Source organism: Dorea sp. AM13-35, assembly GCF_003473885.1.
GTDB lineage: Bacteria > Bacillota > Clostridia > Lachnospirales > Lachnospiraceae > Dorea_D > Dorea_D hominis.
Genome location: NZ_QUCZ01000003.1, coordinates 152,384 through 173,892 on the forward strand (window position 1 = coordinate 152,384; position 21,509 = coordinate 173,892).

Here is a 21,509-nt window from a genome sequence, read left to right on the forward strand (position 1 = left end):
TTTCATTGTGTACTCTCACAATTCATTTTCTTTATTCATTATATAGCATTTTCTTAACTTCATTATCATTCAGATTACTCTTCGTGATCCATGTATATCCGGTATCCACGACAGATTCATTTCCCATGGAAAGGGCTGATCTCGCCGCTGCGATCACAGATGCATATCCCATTGCGTATGGATTCTGTACAACCAGGCCATCAACTTTTCCTTTTTTGAGCATATCGATTTCTTCTTTGTCCGCATCATAGCCAACTACCATAACATTGTCTTTTTTTGTTCTGTCCATGCCGGAAACAATGGTCTTTACAGCAGTCGCGTTCGTTGCAAAGCATCCGCACACATCTGGATGTTTCTGCAAATAATAATCAATGATATCATCTTCTGTGATATCAGTCGGATTGATTTTCTCATCACCGGTACGCAGTCTTGCGTCTCCGTCCGTACTTCTTGCATAAGTACCAGTGTTGATCTCAGCAGCAACATTTTTCTGTAATTTTTCAATGTTATCCATATAATAAACGCTTGCAACTGACATCTTCGGATATTTCTTTTTTAATTCTGCCTTGAATCCTGCAACTCTCTCTTTTGCCGCCATGGATTTTGAATCATGTGCAAGGATAAGAACTTTGCCTTTGCTGCTCATCGCCTCTGCCAGTTTATCTGCTGCTTCTTTTGCCGACTTGGTGTTATCTGTCGATACCGTTGCCATCAGTCCCTGATAATCACTTCCGCAGTCATATGCCACAATCGGAATCTCATTGTCTGCCGCCATATCAAACTGTACTTTGCAGGACTGCTCATCGGCTATGGAAATTGCAAGTGCCGCCGGCTCTCTCGCCAGTTCTTCGTCCAGAAGATTCACCTGCTGGTCTACATCGTCCGCATCCGCCGGTGCATTGAAAGTTATTTTCACTTTATCTTTGCCTGTATAGCCCAGATTCTCATTGATATCATCAGTGGCTTTCTCTACACCTTTCTTTACTTCGCTCCAGTACTCACCGGTACTCGCCTTACCTATAATAGAAATATAAGTTCCTTTTTCCAGTTTTAATCCTTCTGCATTATTGTAAGCAGCCGGATTAACCACATCCAGCTTCGCCTGCGCAGATTCTTCTTTAGTAATTTTTTTATTCTCTGCTTTCTTCGTCGTTTCTTTCTCCTCTTCAGAAGAACTCTTCTGCGAACCGCATCCTGCTGCCAGAAGTGTTATGCTTATCAATAACGCAACGATCTTTTTGAAATTTTTCATGATTTCTTCTCTCCCTCTTCTGATCTGTCACATTTTTTTCATATTATTAAATGCAGATGTAATCTTAACAACAAACACTATACACCATAATTTTGAAAATTTGTTGAAAAATTTCTTAAATTTTCTTTTGAATTGATTTTTCTTTTGTCCTCTTGTATATTTTTTTCATTTGTATTATTATAGTGAGAGACGTAAATTGTCAATCATAAAAAGGAGGTACATACCTATGGCACACGTAATTGGTGATGAATGTGTTAGCTGTGGAGCATGCGAAGCAGAATGTCCAGTAGGAGCTATTTCTCAGGGAGCAGATCATTACGAGATCAATGCTGATTCTTGTGTTGACTGTGGAGCTTGTGCAGCTCAGTGTCCTACAGGAGCTATCTCTCAGGGCTAATCGTTATTCATATGAACGTAACAAAGAGCATTGTTTCCGGATTTTCCGGGAGCAGTGCTCTTTTCATGTAATTAAGAAACTTCGTTTTTATTTATTCACCTTTCACCGTTTGACGTATTTCGCACATTGCACATGCTATACTTGTCCCGTCAGAAGTTCTATTATTATAATAAGGGGGTTTTACAATGAGCAAGGCACTGGAACAACTCAGACGTGAAACAAAGGACGATGCCAGACTGTATAACTGTGTAAAAGAATTATACGAACAGGGAGTACCTTTTTCCGAACTCAAAGCATTGATCCCGGATATCCGCCGCACAAAAGAACAGTTACATATGAAGCGGATGCTGGAAAATAACAACGAAGTACTGCTCTCCATGTTCAGTAAGGAAATGTCATTCCTACTGGATGCAAAGGAGCGTCAGGAAGAACAGCAGTTTAAAAAACTGGACCAGCTAATCCGGCAACAGCAATCCTTCCGGAGAGCTGCCGCAGACCACGGTCCAGTCAGTAAACTAAGGCGTATTTTCTTGCCTGCTTAGATTTGCGAACTTCGTGTATTCGCCGAGCCAAGCCAGATGAACGGTCCCTACCGGGCCGTTTCTTTGTTTTGCAATAATAATCTCTGCCTGCTTCTTATATTCAGAATCTTTGTTGTAATATTCATCACGGTAAATAAACATAACAACGTCCGCATCCTGTTCGATTGCTCCGGATTCACGCAGATCCGAAAGCATTGGACGCTTATCCGGTCGCTGTTCTACTGCACGGCTAAGCTGTGACAGCGCGATCACCGGCACATTCAGCTCTCTGGCGAGCGCTTTTAAAGATCTGGAAATATCCGAAATCTCCTGCTGTCTCGATTCGGAACGTCCTCCGACACTTCCGCTCATCAACTGCAAGTAGTCAATGATGATTAAATCCAGTCCGTGTTCCATCTTGTATTTTCTGCATTTGGACCGCAGTTCTGAAATCGAAATACTCGGTGTATCATCAATGATCAGATTCGACTGCCCGATAATTCCTGCTGCTTCAATCAGTTTCTCCCAGTCAGAATCCTTCATATTACCGGTTCTGAGTGCCTGCGCATCTACCTGTGATTCCAACGAGAACAGTCGGTTTACCAGCTGTTCCTTCGACATCTCAAGGCTGAAAATAGCGGTGCATTTATCTTTCTTAAATGCAACGTACTGTGCAATATTCAAAACAAACGCCGTCTTACCCATGGAAGGTCTTGCCGCAACCAGAACGAGATCCGATGGCTGCAATCCGGACAGTTTATAATCCAGATCAATAAATCCGGTCGGAATTCCCGTAACAGTTCCCTTGCTCTTCGATGCTTTTTCAACTTTCTCCAGTGCATTCATAACAACCTGTCTGATTGGCACATACTCTCCGGCATTCCGGTTCTGAAGTAGCTGAAATACAGATTTTTCTGTCTTCTCCAACACAGATTCCAGTGGTTCATTTCCCGCATAGCAAATATTCGACAACTCGTCATTCATCTTGATCAGCTTACGCATGACTGCTTTATCCGACACGATCTGCGCATAGTAACGCACATTTGCCGATGTCGGCACTGCCGCAACCAGATCACGCACAAATTCCAGACTGGAGATCTCCGGCGGCACTTCCTTCTCTTTCAGACGTTCCTGCAAAGTGATCAGATCCACCGGCTTGCCTTCATTAAAAAGCTCTACCATAGAATCAAAGATTACACCGTACGCATTCTGGTAAAAATCGTCACCGCAAACAATCTCCGAAGCTGCAAGAATGGCATCCTTGTCCATCAGCATCGCACCAACTACTGACTGCTCTGCTTCCACGCTGTGAGGCATCACCCGTTTGATGAGTGTCTCTTCCATCGTTTTCCTCCTACGCTTCCTCTTTCACGACAACCTTTAATTTGGCTGTTACTTTCGGATGTAATTTGATCGGCACTTCGTATGTTCCAAGTGCTTTGATCGCATCTTTCAACTGTACTTTCTTCTTATCTACTTCCAGTTCCATCTGTGCTTTTACTTCTGTTGCGATCTCTTTGGAAGATACAGAGCCAAAGGCTTTTCCGCCTTCTCCTGTCTTAATGGAAACCTCAATCTTACCTGCTTCGATCTTCTTGCCAAGTTCTACAGCAGCCTCGTAATGCTCCTGTGCTACTTTGTCATCATTTGCTTTCTTGAGTTTCAGATCGTTTAGGTTCTTCGTATTTGCTTCGATACCTTTTCCTGTCTTCAGGATGAAGTTTCTTGCATATCCGTCACTTACATTTACAATCTCACCTTTTTTCCCAAGGGATTTTACATCTTCTTTTAAAATTACTTTCATTATTCGATTTCTCCTCCTTCTATCACGTCATCGATGACCTGTTTCAAATCTGCAACAGCCTCATCCATGTCTGTGTGGTCAAACTGTGCCCCGGATGCGTTCATATGACCGCCACCACCGAGACGCTCCATAATGATCTGTACATTAACTTCATCAATTGATCTGGCACTTACATAGATTCTTCCATTGTAAGTAGTCAGTACAAAAGAAGCTTTTACTTCGTTAATATCCAATAATTCATTTGCTGCCTGTGCACCGATAATCGTCGGGCTCTCAATCGTCAGATTCTCTCCTCTGGCGATCGCATATTTGTTATGGTATACTTCCGCACTGCTGATGATCTGCGCTTTTGCACGGTAAGATTCCATATCGTCACGGAACATCTTACGCACCAGTGTAATATCCGCACCGCTTCTTCTCAGAAATGCGGCTGCTTCAAATGTACGCACACCTGTCTTATTCATAAAATTATTCGTGTCGATCATAATACCGGCATAGAGACTGCTTGCCTCCAGATTCGGAATCTTAATATCATCCACAATATACTGCAGAACTTCCGAAACCATCTCGCACGCCGAAGACGCATACGGTTCAATGTAAGACAGCAGCGCATTGTCAATATTATCACTGCTCTGTCTGTGGTGGTCAAGCACAACGATCGTCTTCGCAACATGAAGCAGTTCTTCACATTCTGTCATACCCGGGCGGTTCGTATCCACAACAACTACCATCGAACTTTCATCTGCGAGTTCCAGCGCTTCTGCTGAATTTAGGAACAGGCGCTCCGGATAATCCGGATTGTTCTCATAAGCAGTATACAGTGGTTTCAGAGAGGCAGACACTTCGTTGATAACGATATATGCTCGTTTCTCCAGTGCGTTTGCCGCACGGTAAATACCGATCGCCGCACCAAAAGAATCCACGTCCGTAAGCTGATGTCCCATAACAAAGATCTTATCCTTGACGGTAATGAACTCACGCAGCGCTTCTGCTTTCACGCGGGCTTTTACACGTGTATTACGGGAAGTCTGATCCCGCTTGCCGCCGTAATATGTAATTCCATTGCAGTCTTTAATAACCGCCTGATCGCCGCCTCTTGCAAGTGCTAGGTCAATAGCTACACGGGCATAGTTATAACTCTGCGAATATGCTTCACTGCTAAGTCCCAGTCCGATACTTAATGTCGCCGGTATTCCATTTCCTATATTCACAGACTTCACATCTTCCAGAATCGAAAAACGGTCGTCTTCCAGCTGTTTGAAATATTGTTTCTGGACAACGATAAAGTATTTATCATTCTCCATCTTCTTCACAATTCCATCTACTTTGGCAATATACTGATTGATCTTACGATCCACAAGCGCCATCAGAAGTGATTGTCGGACTTCTTCTACACTGTTGATCACTTCATCATAATTATCAATATAAATAAGTCCCGCTACAAGCCTCTGTTCTTCATTTGCACGGAGCGCCTTATTCAGATTCGTCACATCCTGTAAATAAACAGCGATAAAATATTCTTTTTCCTCCGGCAGTTCCAGAACCTGTTCCCTCTCGCTGAATCCTCTTGCAGAAACTCTCCTGAGTTCTGCCTGATACTCCCGTTCCTCAAAAAATACATCCATATGTACCACATCATTCTCCTGACGTGGGTAAATAGATCGGTTCAGTTCCGGCATGATCTTGCTGATATATGTGTCACCTTTTGCACGGTCGCCTATCAGCTCTTCAAACTGACTGTTCAGCCATATGATCTTCCCGTCTTCAAGCAGAATCGCATACGGAACTGCCAGTTCCTTCAGCAGCGTATTCTGTATAATGCCATATTGCGCAGCAAATTCGATCAGATCCTTTACCATCAGCGAGTTCGTGTACAAATACATAACCGCCGAAAGTATAATATAGATCAGCACAAATACACCCATTAAAAGACCTGCGCCCTTATTGATGGCATAAATCCATATGTTAAGTGCTACCAGTACGACCGCCATGATCGCCGGCCACTGCATATAGAATTTGAGCTGTCCTTTCAATCGAATCTTCTGTCTGTCTTTCTTCTTTTCTTCCATGACTATCCCCTAATTTGTGAATTCAGACTTTTCAACATATGGTAACATTATACCACTCCTGCCAGAAAATGAAAAGCAACAAAAAGATCAAAAAATGCGAAGGCTTTTTCATCCTTCGCATTCTCATCTCGTATTTATTTTTTTGTTATAAATCTATGCTTCATATCCTTTCGGATTTGCAGACTGCCATCTCCAGGAATCTGCACACATCTCATCCAGACCTCTCTCCGCTTTCCAGCCAAGCACTTTCCATGCCTTCTCCGGATCCGCATAGCACATAGCAATATCTCCGGCTCTGCGAGGCTTGATCTCATACGGAATCTCTTTGCCGCATGCCTTTGAAAATGCTTTTACCATATCAAGAACAGAATATCCGACGCCAGTTCCGAGGTTGATCACTTCCAATCCCGGATTTGTAAAAATGTAGTTGATCGCTTTTACATGTCCGATTGCAAGGTCTACAACATGGATGTAATCGCGGACACCGGTTCCGTCCGGTGTGTCGTAATCGTCTCCGAATACACCCAGTTTTTCAAGTTTACCGACTGCAACCTGTGAAATATACGGCATCAAATTGTTCGGGATACCTTTCGGATCTTCTCCGATTCTTCCGCTCTCATGCGCGCCAACCGGATTGAAATAACGAAGCAGGATTACATTCATCTTCGGATTGGCTTTCTGCACATCTGTCATGATCTGCTCCATCATGGATTTAGTCCATCCATACGGATTCGTGCACTGTCCTTTTGGGCAGTCCTCTGTGATCGGCATTGTCTCCGGATTGCCATATACTGTTGCGGAAGAACTGAATACTATATTCTTCACGCCAACCTGCTGCATAACTTCCATTAGCGTCAGTGTACCTGTTATATTATTACGATAGTATTCCAATGGCTTCTGCACAGATTCTCCAACTGCTTTTAATGCTGCGCAATGGATAACCGCATCGATCTTCTCTGCTTCAAACATTGCTTTCAAAGCTTCTGCATCCATTACATCTCCTTCATAAAATGTAATGCTTTTTCCAGTCAGCTCTTCCACTCTCTTCAGTGATTCTCTAGAAGAATTGCAGAGATTATCGTATACAACAACCTCATAACCTTCTTTCAGAAGTTCCAGTGCAGTGTGACTTCCAATATATCCTGCGCCACCTGTTATTAATATCTTTGCCATTTTATTGCCTCCTAATCGTCCTGTGCTCATTTCATTTCCTGCAAAGTATAGCACTTTTCGCCTGTACTCTTCAAGAAATCTGCACATTCCTGCTAATATCCTTTTATTTTTCCCATAAATTCTTAGGATACAACCCTTCCTCTTTCATACGTTTCATCGCCGCAACAACAACCGGTTTATCTTCTTTGTAAGTAACACCGTACCATTTATCCTTTGATTCCAGAACTGCTGCCGTTGCCTTCTCCTCTCCGAGCAGTCTGCTGACAACTGCCGGCAGGAAATATTCACATTTCATCGGATTTTCTTTTAATCCTTCATCCAAAAATGCCGGAAATCCTGCTTTAATCTCACGCAGAATACTCTCTGTAAATCCCCACATATTCATGGAAACAAGTGTATCTGCCGGAACTTCCGTCCAGTTTGCGCCGTCATCTTCTGTATAAGCGATGCCACCATTTCTCTTCTCAATACGGGTTCTCTCGTTGATCGCCTCCAGCTCGCCACTCTCATTTAACGTGCATACACCACGCGCTACATGTCCGTTGTCAGTCACAGTATTTCCAAGATGGTATCCGACCATTGCATAGCGGTATTTCTCATCGTCCGGATGACTGGATAGATAATCGTAGATCAGGCGGAATGCTTCAACGCCATAGTAGTCATCTGCGTTGATGACGGCAAATGGTCCATCAATCTGATCGATGCAGCTTAACACTGCGTGCGCAGTTCCCCATGGTTTCACTCTTCCTTCCGGAACTTCATATCCCTCCGGAATGTTAGAAAGCTCTTGAAATGCATATGAAACTTCCATGTATTCTGACATCCGGTCACCGACTGCTGCCCGGAAACTTTCTTCATTTTCTCTCTTAATAATAAAAATTACCTTTTCAAATCCGGCTCTCTTTGCATCATACATGGAAAAATCCATAATGATATGTCCTTCTTCATCTACCGGGTCAATCTGTTTCAATCCACCATAACGGCTACCCATTCCTGCCGCCATAATGACCAATACTGGTTTGTTCATAAATCTGTACCTCCATATCAATATCAAAAAATCTGATACTATTTCTTATCATAACGAAACGCGCAAAAAAAAGCAATCCCACAACTTGTTTTCCCTACTATTGCGTCCGGGAAATCTGTGGTATACTGATGATATCAGGGTTCCAAAGTCATACGACCACATGAGCTTGCTCATAAGTGGATGTATGACTTTGGAACCCGCCCCGACATGAGCATAAAAGCGGGATTTTAATCCTGCGATATGCGAATGGTGGGGATAGATTGTGAGAGTGCGTAGCACGGAGCAATCTATAGATATCATAGCCGAGAGTTTTAACTATAACATTACCATATTACGCAATATAAGGGGAGATATATTATGTCAAGAACCAGAGGCAGAGTGACTCTGCCAGTCCAATCTATTTTTTCAGAAGATGCGAAAACATTCACCGAGCGGTGGGGCGCTGATGTGCTTCGTCTTGATGGAAACAAAACACCGGATGAACACTCCAAATCTCTGGATGTTAAGATCTGTACAACATACACACCCGTAAAAGGCGACAACGATTTTGCCATGGAGCATATGGATGAATGCCAGCAGGTACTTCTGATGTCCAGACATTTTCTGGCAAAAAATACAACTTTAACAATTGATTTTCTGGACGGATTTTACCGCGAACAATTCGTTGCCGATTATATCCACGATCCGAAGAGATGGTGGGAAGTCATCGACCGCACAGCCGGCAAGACCGTTCCTTCCCACAAATGGGAATACGACCGCATACATGACAATCTGACGATCACAGATGCCATTCCATTTCACGAATATACGGTATCTTTCTTCGTCTTTATCATATGGGATCCGACGCAGATGTACGAGCTTCTCTCAGATGATCTGACAAATGAGCCGCATCACATTCCGATCGATGTGCGCCAGCCACTCTCAGCAGCTTATTCCAAAGAACGTCTGAAGAAATGGCTCAGCAAACATTCTCATACAGATATTGTGCGTTTTACTTCTTTCTTCTATCATTATATTTTGATTTTCAACGAAGAAGCAAACGAACAGTATACGAACTGGTTCGGCTATGGCACTACGGTTTCCACACAGGCGCTGGAAACTTTCGAGCAGGAATACGGATATGCCCTGAAGCCGGAAGATCTGGTCGATAACGGATACTTCAACTCTACTTTCCGTGTGCCGACCAAGGCTTACCGGGATTACACTCATTTTATCCAGAGATTCGTATCCCGCCGTGCAAAAGAACTGGTGGACATGGTACATGCAGCTGGCAAACAGGCTTCCATGTTCTTCGGTGAGAGCTGGATCGGAACAGAGCCTTACGGCCCATATTTTCAGGATATCAGCGTAGACTGCATTTCCGGAAATGTATATAACGGAACAACGCTCCGGATGCTCTCTGATATTCCGGGTATCCATGACACAGAGGGACGGCTTCTTCCATATCTGTCCGAAGAGACATTTGAAGATGAGAATCATGCATGTATCACGGCTTCTGCAAACTGGATCGCAGCAAGACGTGCCATGATGCGAAGCCCGCTGGACCGCCTTACTTTTGACGGTGATCCTGGAACTGCCACATCTTCAACCACTTTTGTAAACTACATTGAGAAAATAACCGACGAATACCGTACCATTTACGACAATGTAAAGGGACGCAAACCATACAGCGGACTGAAAGTTGCCGTCCTTAATTCCTGGGGTACACTTCGTTCCTGGCAGGCGTACACCGTTCTTCCGGGACGAAGTTACAAGAAAACCAATCCTTATTTCGGTATTCTAGAAGCACTCAGCGGTTCGCCTGTCGATGTATGCTTTTTAAGCTTTGCGGATATCCGCAGGGACGGTGTGCCGGATGATGTTGATGTGATCATCAATGCCGGAGATGCTGGAACTGCTTTTTCCGGTGGAAGAGAATGGCTGGATGCAGACCTCGTTACGATCATACGAAAATGGGTTTATGACGGCGGCGGATTTATCGGTATCGGAGAACCATCGGCTGTTTTACACGGTGGTCGTTTCTTCCAGCTTGCCGATGTACTCGGTGTAGACCGTGAACTTGGCTTCACACTTTCGACTGCCAAATACCACATTGTTCCGAGACTTGCGCATTTTATTACAGATGAGCACTGGGGAGCTTACCAGCTCGGTGAAGGCACACCAGACGTGTACGCACTTACCGGCAGTACAGAGATCATTGATTATTCCAATGATGAAGTCCACATTGCCGCAAATGCATACGGAGACGGACGCGGTGTATATTTCTCTGCACTCGCTAACGATCCGGACAACACAAGACTTCTTCTGCGCGCCTTATATTACGCTTCCCACAAGGAAGATAATTATTACATCTGGAATGCAGACAATATCAACTGCGAAGTCCACGCTTATCCGGAAAGCGGTAAATACGCAATCCTGAACAACTCTGATTCCCCGCAAACAACCGATGTCTACGACGGAAACGGATCCCGCGAAACCATCAACCTCGAACCACGCGAGATCATGTGGAGAATCATGTGATACCAGAGTACCAGATCTGAGTACACATGAGCTTGCTCAAATGTGGACGAAAGATCTTGGGACTCGCCCCGTCATGAGCAATACAGCAGGATGCTAATCCTGCGTTTTGCGAATGTCGGGTAGGATTGCGAGAGTGCTCTGCACGCAGCAATCCGATGGTATCACATTAACTCCCTCGAGCACATCTGCAGGATGCTAATCCTGCGTTTTGCGAATGTCGGGTAGGATTGCGAGAGTGCTCTGCACGCAGCAATCCGATGGTATCACTATAACTCCCTTGAGCACATCTGCAGGATGCTAATCCTGCGTTTTTTTGCGAATGAAACTTCATTATATAAAAAGAACAACTGCTCCACGGAAACTCCACAGAGCAGTTGTTCTTTTATTTTAAATTATTGAAATTCAATGAGTACTCCGGCGCCTACTGGATCTTCACTTTGCAAACAACTTTCTTTCCAGAACCATCTGTTGCTTTAACAGTAATCTTCACCGTCTTACCTTTTCCAGCTTTCAGCGCATGCACTACACCTTTAGAAGATACTGTTGCATATCTCTTGTTGCTGGATGTGTAAGATAACTTCTTATTCACCGCACTCTTCGGTGTGACTTTCACCTGAATCTTTGCTTTCTTTCCGGCTTTTAAAGTCAGCTCTTTGTCTTTCAGTGTCAGTTTGGAAACTGCTTTGCCAAAGCTTGCAGAAGCAGTTGTATTTCCAGTCAGGCGGATCGTTTTAGACGTACCGCTTACTTTCTTACCTGCCACTTTGAAAGATTTCACTGCATAACCTTTATTTGCTTTTGCAGTAAGTCTTACTTTATTTCCCGGAAGGATACCTCTGTTCGCTCCGGAAATCTTACCGGCTTTGGATGCCTTTGCAGTTACTTTTACAAGCCCACTGCCAATGGTTGCCTTGTAGCCTTGTCCGTCCTCATCGAAGATGTAGAGCGTACTGCCGACAGCAATAGCATCGTAATCTATGCATTCTTCATCTGCATCATCGTCATAGTCATAATCATAATCCTCATCATAAACATCCAGATTTGTTATCTGATTATATTTCGTAGAATTATAAGTATCTTTTGCTACATTATAAGTAAATGTATCACCTAATCCAACCATAGGATTACCCACATATACAAGTCCTCCCGCACAGATATTTACACTGACATCATACTTTTTAAATGCTTTACTTCCATTTACGACTTTTGTAACAGCTCCATATGTCGATAAGGTCTTCTTGGATGCTGTCCACTTATTTCCACTTAATATCAAATTAACCGGACAAGTCTGTTTTTCATATTCCACACCATCCTGTTTTTCACCATATCCGAGTGTATAAATCAGTTTTCCACCACTCTGCAATGCTTTTCCACCGGCTCTTCCTTCCGGAAGGGATGGACCCTGATTCCATTTCTTTGTACCCGGATTGTAGATGTAAACTTTCTTACTGCATGCTTTCTGCTGGTAATCATATCCGCCAATGAGGTAAATTCTTCCATTATAAGCTGCAAGCGTCCAGTCTTCCGCTCTCTTCACTGCTGACGGAAGTGCTCCAATACACTGTACCTTTCCGTTTGAAGTATTAAATGCAAATAATTTATATTCGGAAGAATATGCCGATTCCGTAGTATCGTCATCATCGTCGTCATCACCCTCATCTATATCATCATCTGTACTTCCCTGTACTTCTGAATATGCGCCAATGTTGTATAACATTCCATCAGCATAGACAAGATCATTTCCAAATGCAAAATCATATCTGCCCTGACTGTCTGCCTCTTTCTTGAAATATTTTGTCGGCTTTACAACTGTCAGTGGGTATTCATCCACTTCTTCCGGATCAGACTGGTCTAATATATTAATACTGTCTGAATCAGAATCAGCCATGTAAATATTTCGACCATCTGTTGCCATATTAGATGAACTTTCTACTTCCAGACCTTTTACTTTTTTGTAAGAAGATTTTCCGTCTACCAGATAAATATTCTTCTTTGTTGCCGTCCTTCCATTCCCTGTAACCGCAATAGATGCCACTCGATTCAGCCATGCTTTTCCATCAATAACTACCTGTTTTTCTGTTTTCTTTACAATCTTTGCTGCTTTTGCAGTCGTGCTGCCTTTTTCGGTTACATTTACGCTCAGATCTGTTGCATCCAGCCCACTTCCATTAATCGTAATCTGTCCGTTACTCTGATTTACTTTCACAGTACTGATTCTTGGCGCATTTGCGACTTTCTGTGCATAATCCAGCATTCCTCCGGTTGCTACTTTTCCTTCCAGTGCATCCGTACGCTTCACCTGGGATAATACTGCCGAAATACGCTCCACCGCACTGCTCTTTGGATTCTCTGCTGCCTCTAACGCAACCGCTCCTGTAACGAACGGAGTTGCCATAGATGTTCCACTTTCATATTCATATTTACCAAAATTAGAAGAAGCAACATTTTCTTTACTGAGTCCCAGATCATCCAGTGTAATTGTATAATCGCCTTTTTTAGCTGCCATAAGCGATAGAAAGATAGAACGTTCTCCTGTTTTTGGATTTTTTTCTTCCTGTGGTACTTCCAGATGTACCCAATCTTCCATTTCGCCACTAACTGGATAGCCGTTAAAATTATATGCGAGTTCCGAATCTTCACTAATTAAGTCATCTTCACTTACCGGTAAATCACGGTCAGCAGCACATTCTCCAACGATTAACAAACTTCCATTTGAGAAAAGAGACTCGGATGATTTTGGACCGTTTACTTTCGTCATTGCACTAAATTCCGGAAATTCTTTTGTTCCTTCACTTACTGTATATGGAATCCGAACAGAAACCGTCTCACCTGCACTGACACCTTTCAGAGAAATTTTCAAAGATTTTCCTTTTGTTTCTCCCAAATTGTCATCACTTAACTCTGCCTTGTACCCGGATTCTTTTTCATTCAATGTACTTGTGATCTGAATATTTTCAGGACTCCAATCAGCCCATGTACTCTCTCCATTGAAATTTTCAAACTTCTGCGTTACTTCCTTCTGTTTTTCTGCTGAATAAATAGATGGATTATAACAATCCATTGCATAAGTAGAGAGAATATCACTTCCAGGTGCGGCAATATCAACCTTTTCACTTCCATAGTTCGAATAATTGCTGAGCTCACCCTTTTCATTTGTAGCAGCTACACTGATCTTATAAGCGCAATCATCGTTTGCCGGATAAATAGCCGTTTCATCATTATCTGCCGACTCATTTCCTGCTGCACATACAGATACCGCGCCCTTTGCTCCAACCAGATCCATCAGTTTCTTAAAAATGGCGCTCTTTCCTTCTCCACCCCAAGAATCGTTGATTGCCGCAACATTTACTCCCAGGTTTATAGCTTTGTTAATATAATTATAAGCATCAATCAAATCACTATCGGAACCACTGCCTCTTTCATCTAATGCTTTCAGTGCCATAATCTTCACATTGTGGTTCATACCACTGACACCGACACCATTATCGCCCTTTGCTCCGATAATTCCGGCGCAGTGTGTTCCGTGTCCTTCATCATCCATCGGATCTGTATCAGCATTCGCAAAGTCATATCCATATTCGCCTCTTAACTTCGGCTGGTATGTATTCTCCCACATATTGTCTTTCAGATCTTCATGTGTATAATCTACACCGGTATCTACAACAGCAACGACAACATCATCAGAACCTTTGGTCTTTTCCCATTTCTTCTCTACGTTCGTGGCATTTCCTTCCACGCCGCCATTCTGACCCGTATTTTTAAGTCCCCACTGCTTACTGAAATATGAATCATTTGTCAGCGCATGTACACGGTAGTTTGGCTCTGCTATCTGCACATCACTGTCCGCGGATAATTTCTCAATTAACTTCTTCGTGCTTAATGTCTTCGAAGTAACCAATCCGACTGTAAGTGATGTTGTAGTCGCACTTGACTGTGCAGAAGCCGCACTCTGCGTACTTGCCCTTCCCTTTGATTCTTCTGCTGCATCAAAATTCCATACCTTTGACACGCTGATATCGCTTACATTAAGCGCTCTCTGCGCAGCCGCTTTCGTTGAAATCTTGTTGTCCTTATACAAAACCAGCGCCTGTCCTTCTACATAATCGCCTTTATTCGTGCTCTCTTTCTTGCTAATCTTATCTCCGGTCTTAATCTTCTGATACGCACCCGTCCCGGCTGCTTCCGTTGTTATCGTACTGGTCGCCAGAAATGTGGTCACCATCATGAGCGATAACAATTTTACCGTTCTTTTCTTCATATGGTTCCTCCTTTTTCTCCCTTCAGATTCTATTCTCTCCTCTTCAAACGGGTTATTTACACTCATTATACTTTGTTTTATCAGAAAAATCTTCCATTTTGTGTCTTTTTTGCGAAAATTAAGAATATCTTAACTTTTATCGTTTTATGTATTTGAAACTGTAGAAATAAGTGAATTCTTATAAAGAGTTCTTATTGTGTTCTATAACGGAATGCAAAAGAGACCGGAAAAACAGGGTTTTATCCTAACGCAAAAATGCCTGTATATAACTACAGGCATTCACAACAAATAAAAATGTAGAAAATCAGATATCAATGGCATCCTTTTTCTTACTTATACGTCACCAGTTCATCCAGGCTGATTCGCTCTGTTTTATGACGATCCGATCCTTTTTCTTCTGTATCCGCATAACCAAGTGCCAGCAGATTGATTGGTTCCAGATTATCCGGAAGTTCGAACTCTTCTCTGACAATCTTTGGATCAAACCAGCATACCCACAAGCTTCCAAGTCCCTGTTCGGTTGCTTCCAGCATCATATGATCTGTCAGAATCGAAGCATCGATATCTGTCGTCTGCATCTGGTCGTATTTGCGCACCCATGCTTTATCGTGATCGGCGCATACGATAATAACTGTCGGTGCACCATAAAGGCGAGCGGCTTTGTCCAGTTTTGCACGGCCCACTTCACTCTGTACCACGATCAGCCGCACCGGCTGCGCATTGGTAGCTGTTGGTGCAACGTGTGCTGCTTCCAGGATTTTCGCCAGCTTCTCCGGCTCTACCTGCTGCTCTTTGTATTTGCGTACTGAAAATCTTTTTTTCATTACATCAAGTAATTCCATTGTCATATCCTCCTGCTATCCGTTCCTGTAATACTGCTCTGCTTTTTATTGCCATATGTAAATATTTATTGCGACAGATTAACCAAGCAGTTCATTTACCATTTCTCTTGTGTATGTGATCGCTCCTTTATGCTCCACTTCGATTTGATAAAGTGCATTTGCTGCAATATGCTCTGCTGCCTGCTCCAGATCACGGATACCTGTCGTATCTGCATATTTTTCAATAACCGCATCCAGTGCATCGTCTGTCACGATACACTCTTCTTCTTTCAGGCTCATTCGTTTGAGCACTTTTGGAAGTGAGAATTTTGAGAAAATCACTTTCTTCTCTTCAAATGAGTAATCCGGAATGTCGATCACTGCGAAACGTGACATCAATGGCGCACTGATCTGTTCTTTGTCATTAGCTGTTGCGATCGGATAAACACCCACAGTCGGCACCATACATTCCATATAATTGTCTGTAAATCCAAGGTTATCTAACAATGTCAGCAGAACATCTGCTGGGTTGCCGTTGCCTTTTCCGGATGCGGCCTTGTCCAGTTCATTAATAATAAATACAAGATTGGATTCTCCTGCCATTGCAAATGCATCCATAATAATTCCCGGCTTTGCGTTGGAATAAATACGGGAACTTCCGGTAAGCTGCTCCGGATCATTGATGGAACTCATATCCAGTGTTGTCCACGGCAGTTTCAGAATTCTTGCCACTGCATAGGCGATCTGGGATTTACCGGTTCCGGCAGGACCTACCAGCAACAGTCCGTATGCCGGCAGCGTATGCGTACGATTGATCTGGATGATCGTCTCAATGATACGTTGTTTTACTTTTTCCATTCCATATAATTCTTCATCCAGAATCCGTCTTGCTTCTTCCGGATCGATTGCTTCAAAATAATCACTCTTCCATTGCACATTCATCATAATGGAAAGCGCTCTCTGTGCATGTCTGCGCTCTTCCGGTGAGACTTCGTGGGATCTTGCAACCGCCAGGTTTCTTCTCGCCCAGAGACGGATATTATCCGGCAGTGTATTTCCGGCACAGTCCATAAAATCAATGATGCTCTGTAAGCTGGTGAGCTTCATGCTGTCACCCATCTCTTCCAGTTCTTCGTCACTGACCTGTGAAGTCGGCGCATCGCTGGCAAGCAGACGCTCAATCATAAACTGTAAAAATCCATCTTCCGCCGAAAGCTTTGTTCCACCGCCGAAAGCAATCTCACGGATCTTGTAAACTGCATAACCTTCTTCTGTATTCTCTCCTGACAGGCGGACATTGATATGATTTTCGCCGAGCCATTTCAGAAGGCTTACAAATCTTGCGTCAATTTTCAGAATGTCCGCACTGACAGTTCCCGTCTCCTGCTGAAATTCAAATGCAGTACGTTTTACCGGGTTTGTAAACATTCCAAGGGAATGATGTTCCCATTTTTTCATCTGGTTATCCAGCACCATCATTGGTTTTTCCGGTGTTGCTTCTCCTTCACTGGAGTAAAAAATCGTGTATGTGCACTCCGCTGCTTTTTTGTCATCCGGAGTATTGTTAAAATCAAATACTGGCATAGCGCTCTCCTTTTATATCTTTGTAAATATTTATATTTCTTTTCTTATGTATTGCCTTACTTTTATGCATATCCATGCATAATTATAACGTATCTGCCGGAGTGCGTCCACCCTTAAAATACTTCTTTTATGTTCACGAAACTTTATCACCTGCAGAAATGCCAATAGATACTTTTTTTCTAACATCAAAAAAGCTTCAGGAATTAACCTAAAGCTTTTTTAGAGGCGCCAACCAGATTTGAACTGGTGATAGAGGTGTTGCAGACCTTTGCCTTACCACTTGGCTATGGCGCCATATTATAGATACTATATATGAAAAAGCCCGAAAGCTCTGAGTGACTCCAACGGGAATCGAACCCGTGTTACCGCCGTGAAAGGGCGATGTCTTAACCGCTTGACCATGGAGCCTTATATAAATCACTATCAAACGTGACCGAAGATTAATATAACACACTCACATACAGATTGCAAGTATTTTTTAACTTTTTTTGCAATTTTTTTTGCAAATATCTGAACAGTTGACACCCCGCCCGAAATCCGCTATGTTGAATAAAAAAACTCTTATTTAAGGAGACTTACATCTATGAAATCACTCGTTTTAGCAGAAAAGCCTTCGGTCGCACGCGATATTGCGCGCGTGCTGAAGTGTCATAAAAATCTGACCGGTGCAATCGAAGGCAATTCCTACGTTGTCACATGGGCGCTCGGACACCTGGTCACACTGGCTGATCCGGAAAGCTACGATAAAAAATTCAAAGAATGGAATATGTCTGTCCTGCCAATGATTCCGAAGAAATGGGATCTTGTCGTCATTAAACAGACTTCTAAACAATACCAGCATGTAAAAACACAACTATTCCGGAAGGACATTTCAGAAATCATTATCGCAACCGATGCCGGTCGCGAGGGCGAGCTGGTCGCACGTTGGATTCTGGATAAGTCCGGCTGCCGCAAACCGATCAAGAGGCTCTGGATTTCTTCTGTCACAGACAAAGCGATCCGGGAAGGATTCCAGAATTTAAAAGACGGCAGAAAATATAACAATCTTTATTATGCAGCAAGAAGCCGCTCCGAAGCCGACTGGCTTGTCGGCATCAACGCGACCCGTGCCTTAACCTGTAAATACAATGCGCAGCTCTCCTGCGGACGTGTCCAGACACCGACGCTTGCTATGATCGCCGCAAGAGAGACGGAGATCCGCTCTTTCAAACCACAGGATTATTATGGTATGACTCTGCAGGCAGGCGGAATTACCTGGACATGGCAGAGTGAAAAATCCAAAAGCACCCGTTCTTTTCACAAAGAACATCTGGAACAATTACGTGAAGCACTGACAAAAAACCGCACAGCCGGTGTAACCTCACAAACCAACTCCGCAAACCGGCAGTCTTTACAGATTACAGATGTGCACAAAACAAAGAAAAAAACATTTTCACCAGGTCTCTATGATCTGACAGAATTACAGCGGGATGCCAACCGCTGTTTTGGTTTCTCCGCAAAAGAGACGCTGAACATTATGCAGCGCCTGTATGAAAATCATAAAGTACTGACTTATCCGCGGACAGACAGCCGCTATATTAGCTCGGATGTTGTTCCGACGATCAAAGAGCGTCTGAAAGCTATCAACTTCGGTCCGTATAAAGCCTTTGTTCCAACACTTTTAAAAGCTCCGATCCACACAAGCAAATCTTTTGTCGATGACAGGAAGGTCAGCGATCACCATGCGATCATTCCAACAGAGGAATTTGTCCAGCTGGATCATATGACAAATGAAGAGCGAAAAATCTATGACCTCGTCGTGCGCCGTTTTATCAGTGTCCTTTATCCTGCTTATGAGTATGAGCAGACTTCTCTCAAGGGAACTGCCGCCGGTCAGTCATTTTCTTCCAAAGGAAACAAAATCCTTACTCCCGGTTGGAAAGCGGTGTATGAGAATGACAGCAATGCACATTGGGAGGACGATTTCGATAATGAAACGCACAATTTTTCTGTATCCGGGCAGAATCTTTCAGAGCTTAAAAAAGGAGAATATCTTACAATTGACCGCGCCACTCTGACTTCCGGCAAAACAAAACCTCCGGCAAGATTTACCGAAGCCACACTACTTAGTGCAATGGAAAATCCCGTCAAATATATGGAATCAAAAGACGCTGCTGCCCGCAAAACACTTGGCGAAACCGGCGGACTCGGAACCGTTGCGACAAGAGCTGATATTATAGAGAAATTATTCCACACATTTTTGATAGAAAAAAAGGGACAGGAAATCTTGATCACTTCCAAAGGAAAGCAACTGCTTGAACTGGTTCCGGAAGATCTGAAAAAGCCGGAGCTTACCGCCTCCTGGGAGATGGAATTGTCCCACATCGCGAAAGGCACACAGAAAGAGCAGGTTTTCCTGCATGATATTCAGGATTACACCCGATCTCTGATCCAGGATATCAAAACAGCGGACGGCACCTTTAAGCATGATAATCTTACCAATCATAAATGCCCACGTTGCGGAAAGCGCATGCTTGCCGTGAACGGCAAAAACGCAAGACTTCTCGTCTGCCAGGACCGCGAATGCGGCTACCGCGAGACAATCGCACGCACAAGCAATGCCCGCTGTCCGAACTGCCATAAGAAAATGGAGCTTATCAAGAAAGGAGATACGGAGACATTTGTATGCTCCTGCGGACACAAAGAAAAACTGGAAGCATTTAAAGCAAGACGCCAGAAAGAAGGCGCAGGTGTTTCTAAAAAAGATGTCCGCAAATATCTGAACAAGCAAAAAGAAGAACCTGTCAACAATGCCTTTGCACAGGCATTGTCCGGGATCAAATTAGATAATTAAACCATGTATCCGGGCAGTTCTTATATTGCCCGGAACTGTACACCGTATTCCTCCACTGCCTCTATGCGCACCTGTGCGTGCAATGGCAGTGTCATGGAATCTCCGATATGCCCGGCCCTCACTCCATAGATGACCGGGCATTTTACATCTTCAAGTACCTCTTTCACCGCTTCCAGTGCTGTTCCCGGACGGTCTTTCGTATCACAACCACTCAGATCTCCGACAATGATTCCTTTTACTTCTTCAAATTTTCCTGCCATCTTAAGCTGCGTCAGCATGCCATGCAGCCTGTATGGCTTCTCGCCTATTTCTTCAAAAAACAGGATTTTCTCACGCGTATTCACTTCATAAGGCGTTCCGGTAAGCCGGCTTAATAGTGTCAGATTGCCACCTGTCAGAATTCCTTCGCCAATTCCTTCTTTATATATACGAAAAGGTTCTCCGTTAAAATTAGAAAACGCTTTTCCTCTGACCGGTGTCGTCACACTCTGATATACCGCTTCTTTGGCATCTTCTGTTATCGTCCTCGTCCTTCCATAAACTGCACCTCCGTGAAATGTTACCAGCCCGGTCTTCTGCCCGATTGCAAGATGCAGCGCTGTAATATCACTGAATCCGGTAAATACAGGCTTTCTCTCCCGGATCATTTCATAATCCAGATAATCAAGAAGTGTCATGGTGCCATAACCGCCCCAGATGCACATAACTGCTTTATTTTCTTCATCAGCAAATACTTTATTTAATTTTGCCGCGCGCTCTTTCGGTGTTCCCCTTTTAAATGCCATCTCCGGTGCACAGATCACTTGAAAACCTCTCCCTTTCCAATAACTGCTGACCGCTTCGATGGCTTCCTCTGTGTATGCATTTGCCGGATCGATCAGACAGATCTGATTACCCGCCTTCAACGGCTTTGGATAAAGGATTCTTTTTTTTATTTCTTCCATATTTATACCTCTTTTTCTGTCACTAATGATCGCCTTCATATTCATTATATCGGCTAATTTTTCATTTGACAATTCAGTTCACTGATACCTTGCTCCATAATATTCGTAACTCTTGTTTAACGTTTTGTTACTCCCCCTAAAAACAGAGGTGTTTATACTTAAAATACACATTTTTATACGGTAAATCTACAAATATTTCAGCACCTGCTAAGCACTAACAGAGAAAAATCCCCGCTTTCTGCGAAAATGGGCTAAAAAGGTTGACAAACATAGGCTTCCGCGTTAAGATAAGTATAGTTTCGCACT

General features: G+C 43.4%; 14 protein-coding genes and 2 tRNA genes. 4 read left to right on the forward strand and 12 right to left on the reverse strand.

From position 1 onward, the window contains the following. Positions 1-31: 31 nt before the first annotated feature. Positions 32-1,252 (reverse strand): substrate-binding domain-containing protein, encoded by a 1,221-nt coding sequence (locus DW152_RS05055; protein WP_118288105.1) that lies wholly within the window; start codon positions 1,250-1,252, stop codon positions 32-34. A 226-nt stretch (positions 1,253-1,478) separates the two neighbouring features. Here DW152_RS05055 and DW152_RS05060 point away from each other — a divergent pair, with 226 nt between their 5' ends. Both DW152_RS05060 and DW152_RS05065 read left to right on the forward strand, forming a co-directional pair. Further along, positions 1,479-1,649, forward strand: a complete 171-nt coding sequence (locus tag DW152_RS05060) for a DUF362 domain-containing protein (RefSeq protein WP_021861470.1) — start codon at positions 1,479-1,481, stop codon at positions 1,647-1,649. A 185-nt stretch (positions 1,650-1,834) separates the two neighbouring features. Beyond that, complete coding sequence (locus DW152_RS05065; RefSeq protein ID WP_118288106.1) at positions 1,835-2,191, forward strand: hypothetical protein; 357 nt, start codon at positions 1,835-1,837, stop codon at positions 2,189-2,191. Here DW152_RS05065 and dnaB read toward each other — a convergent pair. The 5 genes from dnaB to DW152_RS05090 form a co-directional block, all read right to left on the reverse strand. Beyond that, positions 2,165-3,514, reverse strand: coding sequence for a replicative DNA helicase (gene dnaB, locus DW152_RS05070; protein ID WP_118288107.1), 1,350 nt, complete (start codon positions 3,512-3,514; stop codon positions 2,165-2,167). The two genes, DW152_RS05065 and dnaB, sit on opposite strands and share 27 nt — an antisense overlap. Before the next feature lie 10 nt (positions 3,515-3,524). Then, positions 3,525-3,974: a 50S ribosomal protein L9 gene (gene rplI / locus DW152_RS05075; protein ID WP_021861473.1), complete on the reverse strand. Its 450-nt coding sequence runs from the start codon at positions 3,972-3,974 to the stop codon at positions 3,525-3,527. After that, positions 3,974-6,043 carry a DHH family phosphoesterase gene (locus DW152_RS05080; RefSeq protein WP_118288108.1) on the reverse strand — a complete coding sequence of 690 codons (2,070 nt, stop codon included), beginning with the start codon at positions 6,041-6,043 and terminating at the stop codon, positions 3,974-3,976. The genes rplI and DW152_RS05080 overlap by 1 nt, the downstream gene beginning before the upstream one ends. A 153-nt stretch (positions 6,044-6,196) precedes the next feature. Then, positions 6,197-7,216, reverse strand: a complete 1,020-nt coding sequence (gene galE, locus DW152_RS05085) for a UDP-glucose 4-epimerase GalE (RefSeq protein ID WP_021861475.1) — start codon at positions 7,214-7,216, stop codon at positions 6,197-6,199. Positions 7,217-7,319: 103 nt separating this feature from the next. After that, positions 7,320-8,243 carry a sugar phosphate nucleotidyltransferase gene (locus DW152_RS05090; protein ID WP_117537558.1) on the reverse strand — a complete coding sequence of 308 codons (924 nt, stop codon included), beginning with the start codon at positions 8,241-8,243 and terminating at the stop codon, positions 7,320-7,322. Positions 8,244-8,600: 357 nt separating this feature from the next. Here DW152_RS05090 and gnpA point away from each other — a divergent pair, with 357 nt between their 5' ends. Further along, positions 8,601-10,763: a 1,3-beta-galactosyl-N-acetylhexosamine phosphorylase gene (gene gnpA / locus DW152_RS05095; RefSeq protein WP_117537556.1), complete on the forward strand. Its 2,163-nt coding sequence runs from the start codon at positions 8,601-8,603 to the stop codon at positions 10,761-10,763. Positions 10,764-11,184: 421 nt separating this feature from the next. Here the strand turns inward: gnpA and DW152_RS05100 are convergent, their stop codons facing one another. The 5 genes from DW152_RS05100 to DW152_RS05120 all read right to left on the reverse strand — a co-directional run bounded on the left by DW152_RS05100 (position 11,185) and on the right by DW152_RS05120 (position 17,834). After that, complete coding sequence (locus tag DW152_RS05100; protein WP_158570021.1) at positions 11,185-15,021, reverse strand: S8 family serine peptidase; 3,837 nt, start codon at positions 15,019-15,021, stop codon at positions 11,185-11,187. A gap of 329 nt (positions 15,022-15,350) precedes the next feature. Next, a complete protein-coding gene (locus DW152_RS05105) occupies positions 15,351-15,863 on the reverse strand; it encodes a nitroreductase family protein (protein ID WP_118288110.1) in 513 nt (170 codons plus the stop codon). 78 nt (positions 15,864-15,941) lie between these two features. Continuing rightward, complete coding sequence (locus tag DW152_RS05110) at positions 15,942-17,426, reverse strand: AAA family ATPase (RefSeq protein ID WP_118288111.1); 1,485 nt, start codon at positions 17,424-17,426, stop codon at positions 15,942-15,944. A gap of 223 nt (positions 17,427-17,649) precedes the next feature. Continuing rightward, positions 17,650-17,720, reverse strand: a tRNA-Cys gene (locus tag DW152_RS05115). A gap of 42 nt (positions 17,721-17,762) precedes the next feature. Further along, positions 17,763-17,834, reverse strand: a tRNA-Glu gene (locus tag DW152_RS05120). Between the two features lie 175 nt (positions 17,835-18,009). Here DW152_RS05120 and DW152_RS05125 point away from each other — a divergent pair. Next, positions 18,010-20,259 carry a DNA topoisomerase III gene (locus DW152_RS05125; RefSeq protein WP_118288112.1) on the forward strand — a complete coding sequence of 750 codons (2,250 nt, stop codon included), beginning with the start codon at positions 18,010-18,012 and terminating at the stop codon, positions 20,257-20,259. 20 nt (positions 20,260-20,279) lie between these two features. Here DW152_RS05125 and DW152_RS05130 read toward each other — a convergent pair whose 3' ends face one another. Continuing rightward, complete coding sequence (locus DW152_RS05130) at positions 20,280-21,203, reverse strand: S66 peptidase family protein (protein WP_243059806.1); 924 nt, start codon at positions 21,201-21,203, stop codon at positions 20,280-20,282. Between the last annotated feature and the right edge of the window lie 306 nt (positions 21,204-21,509).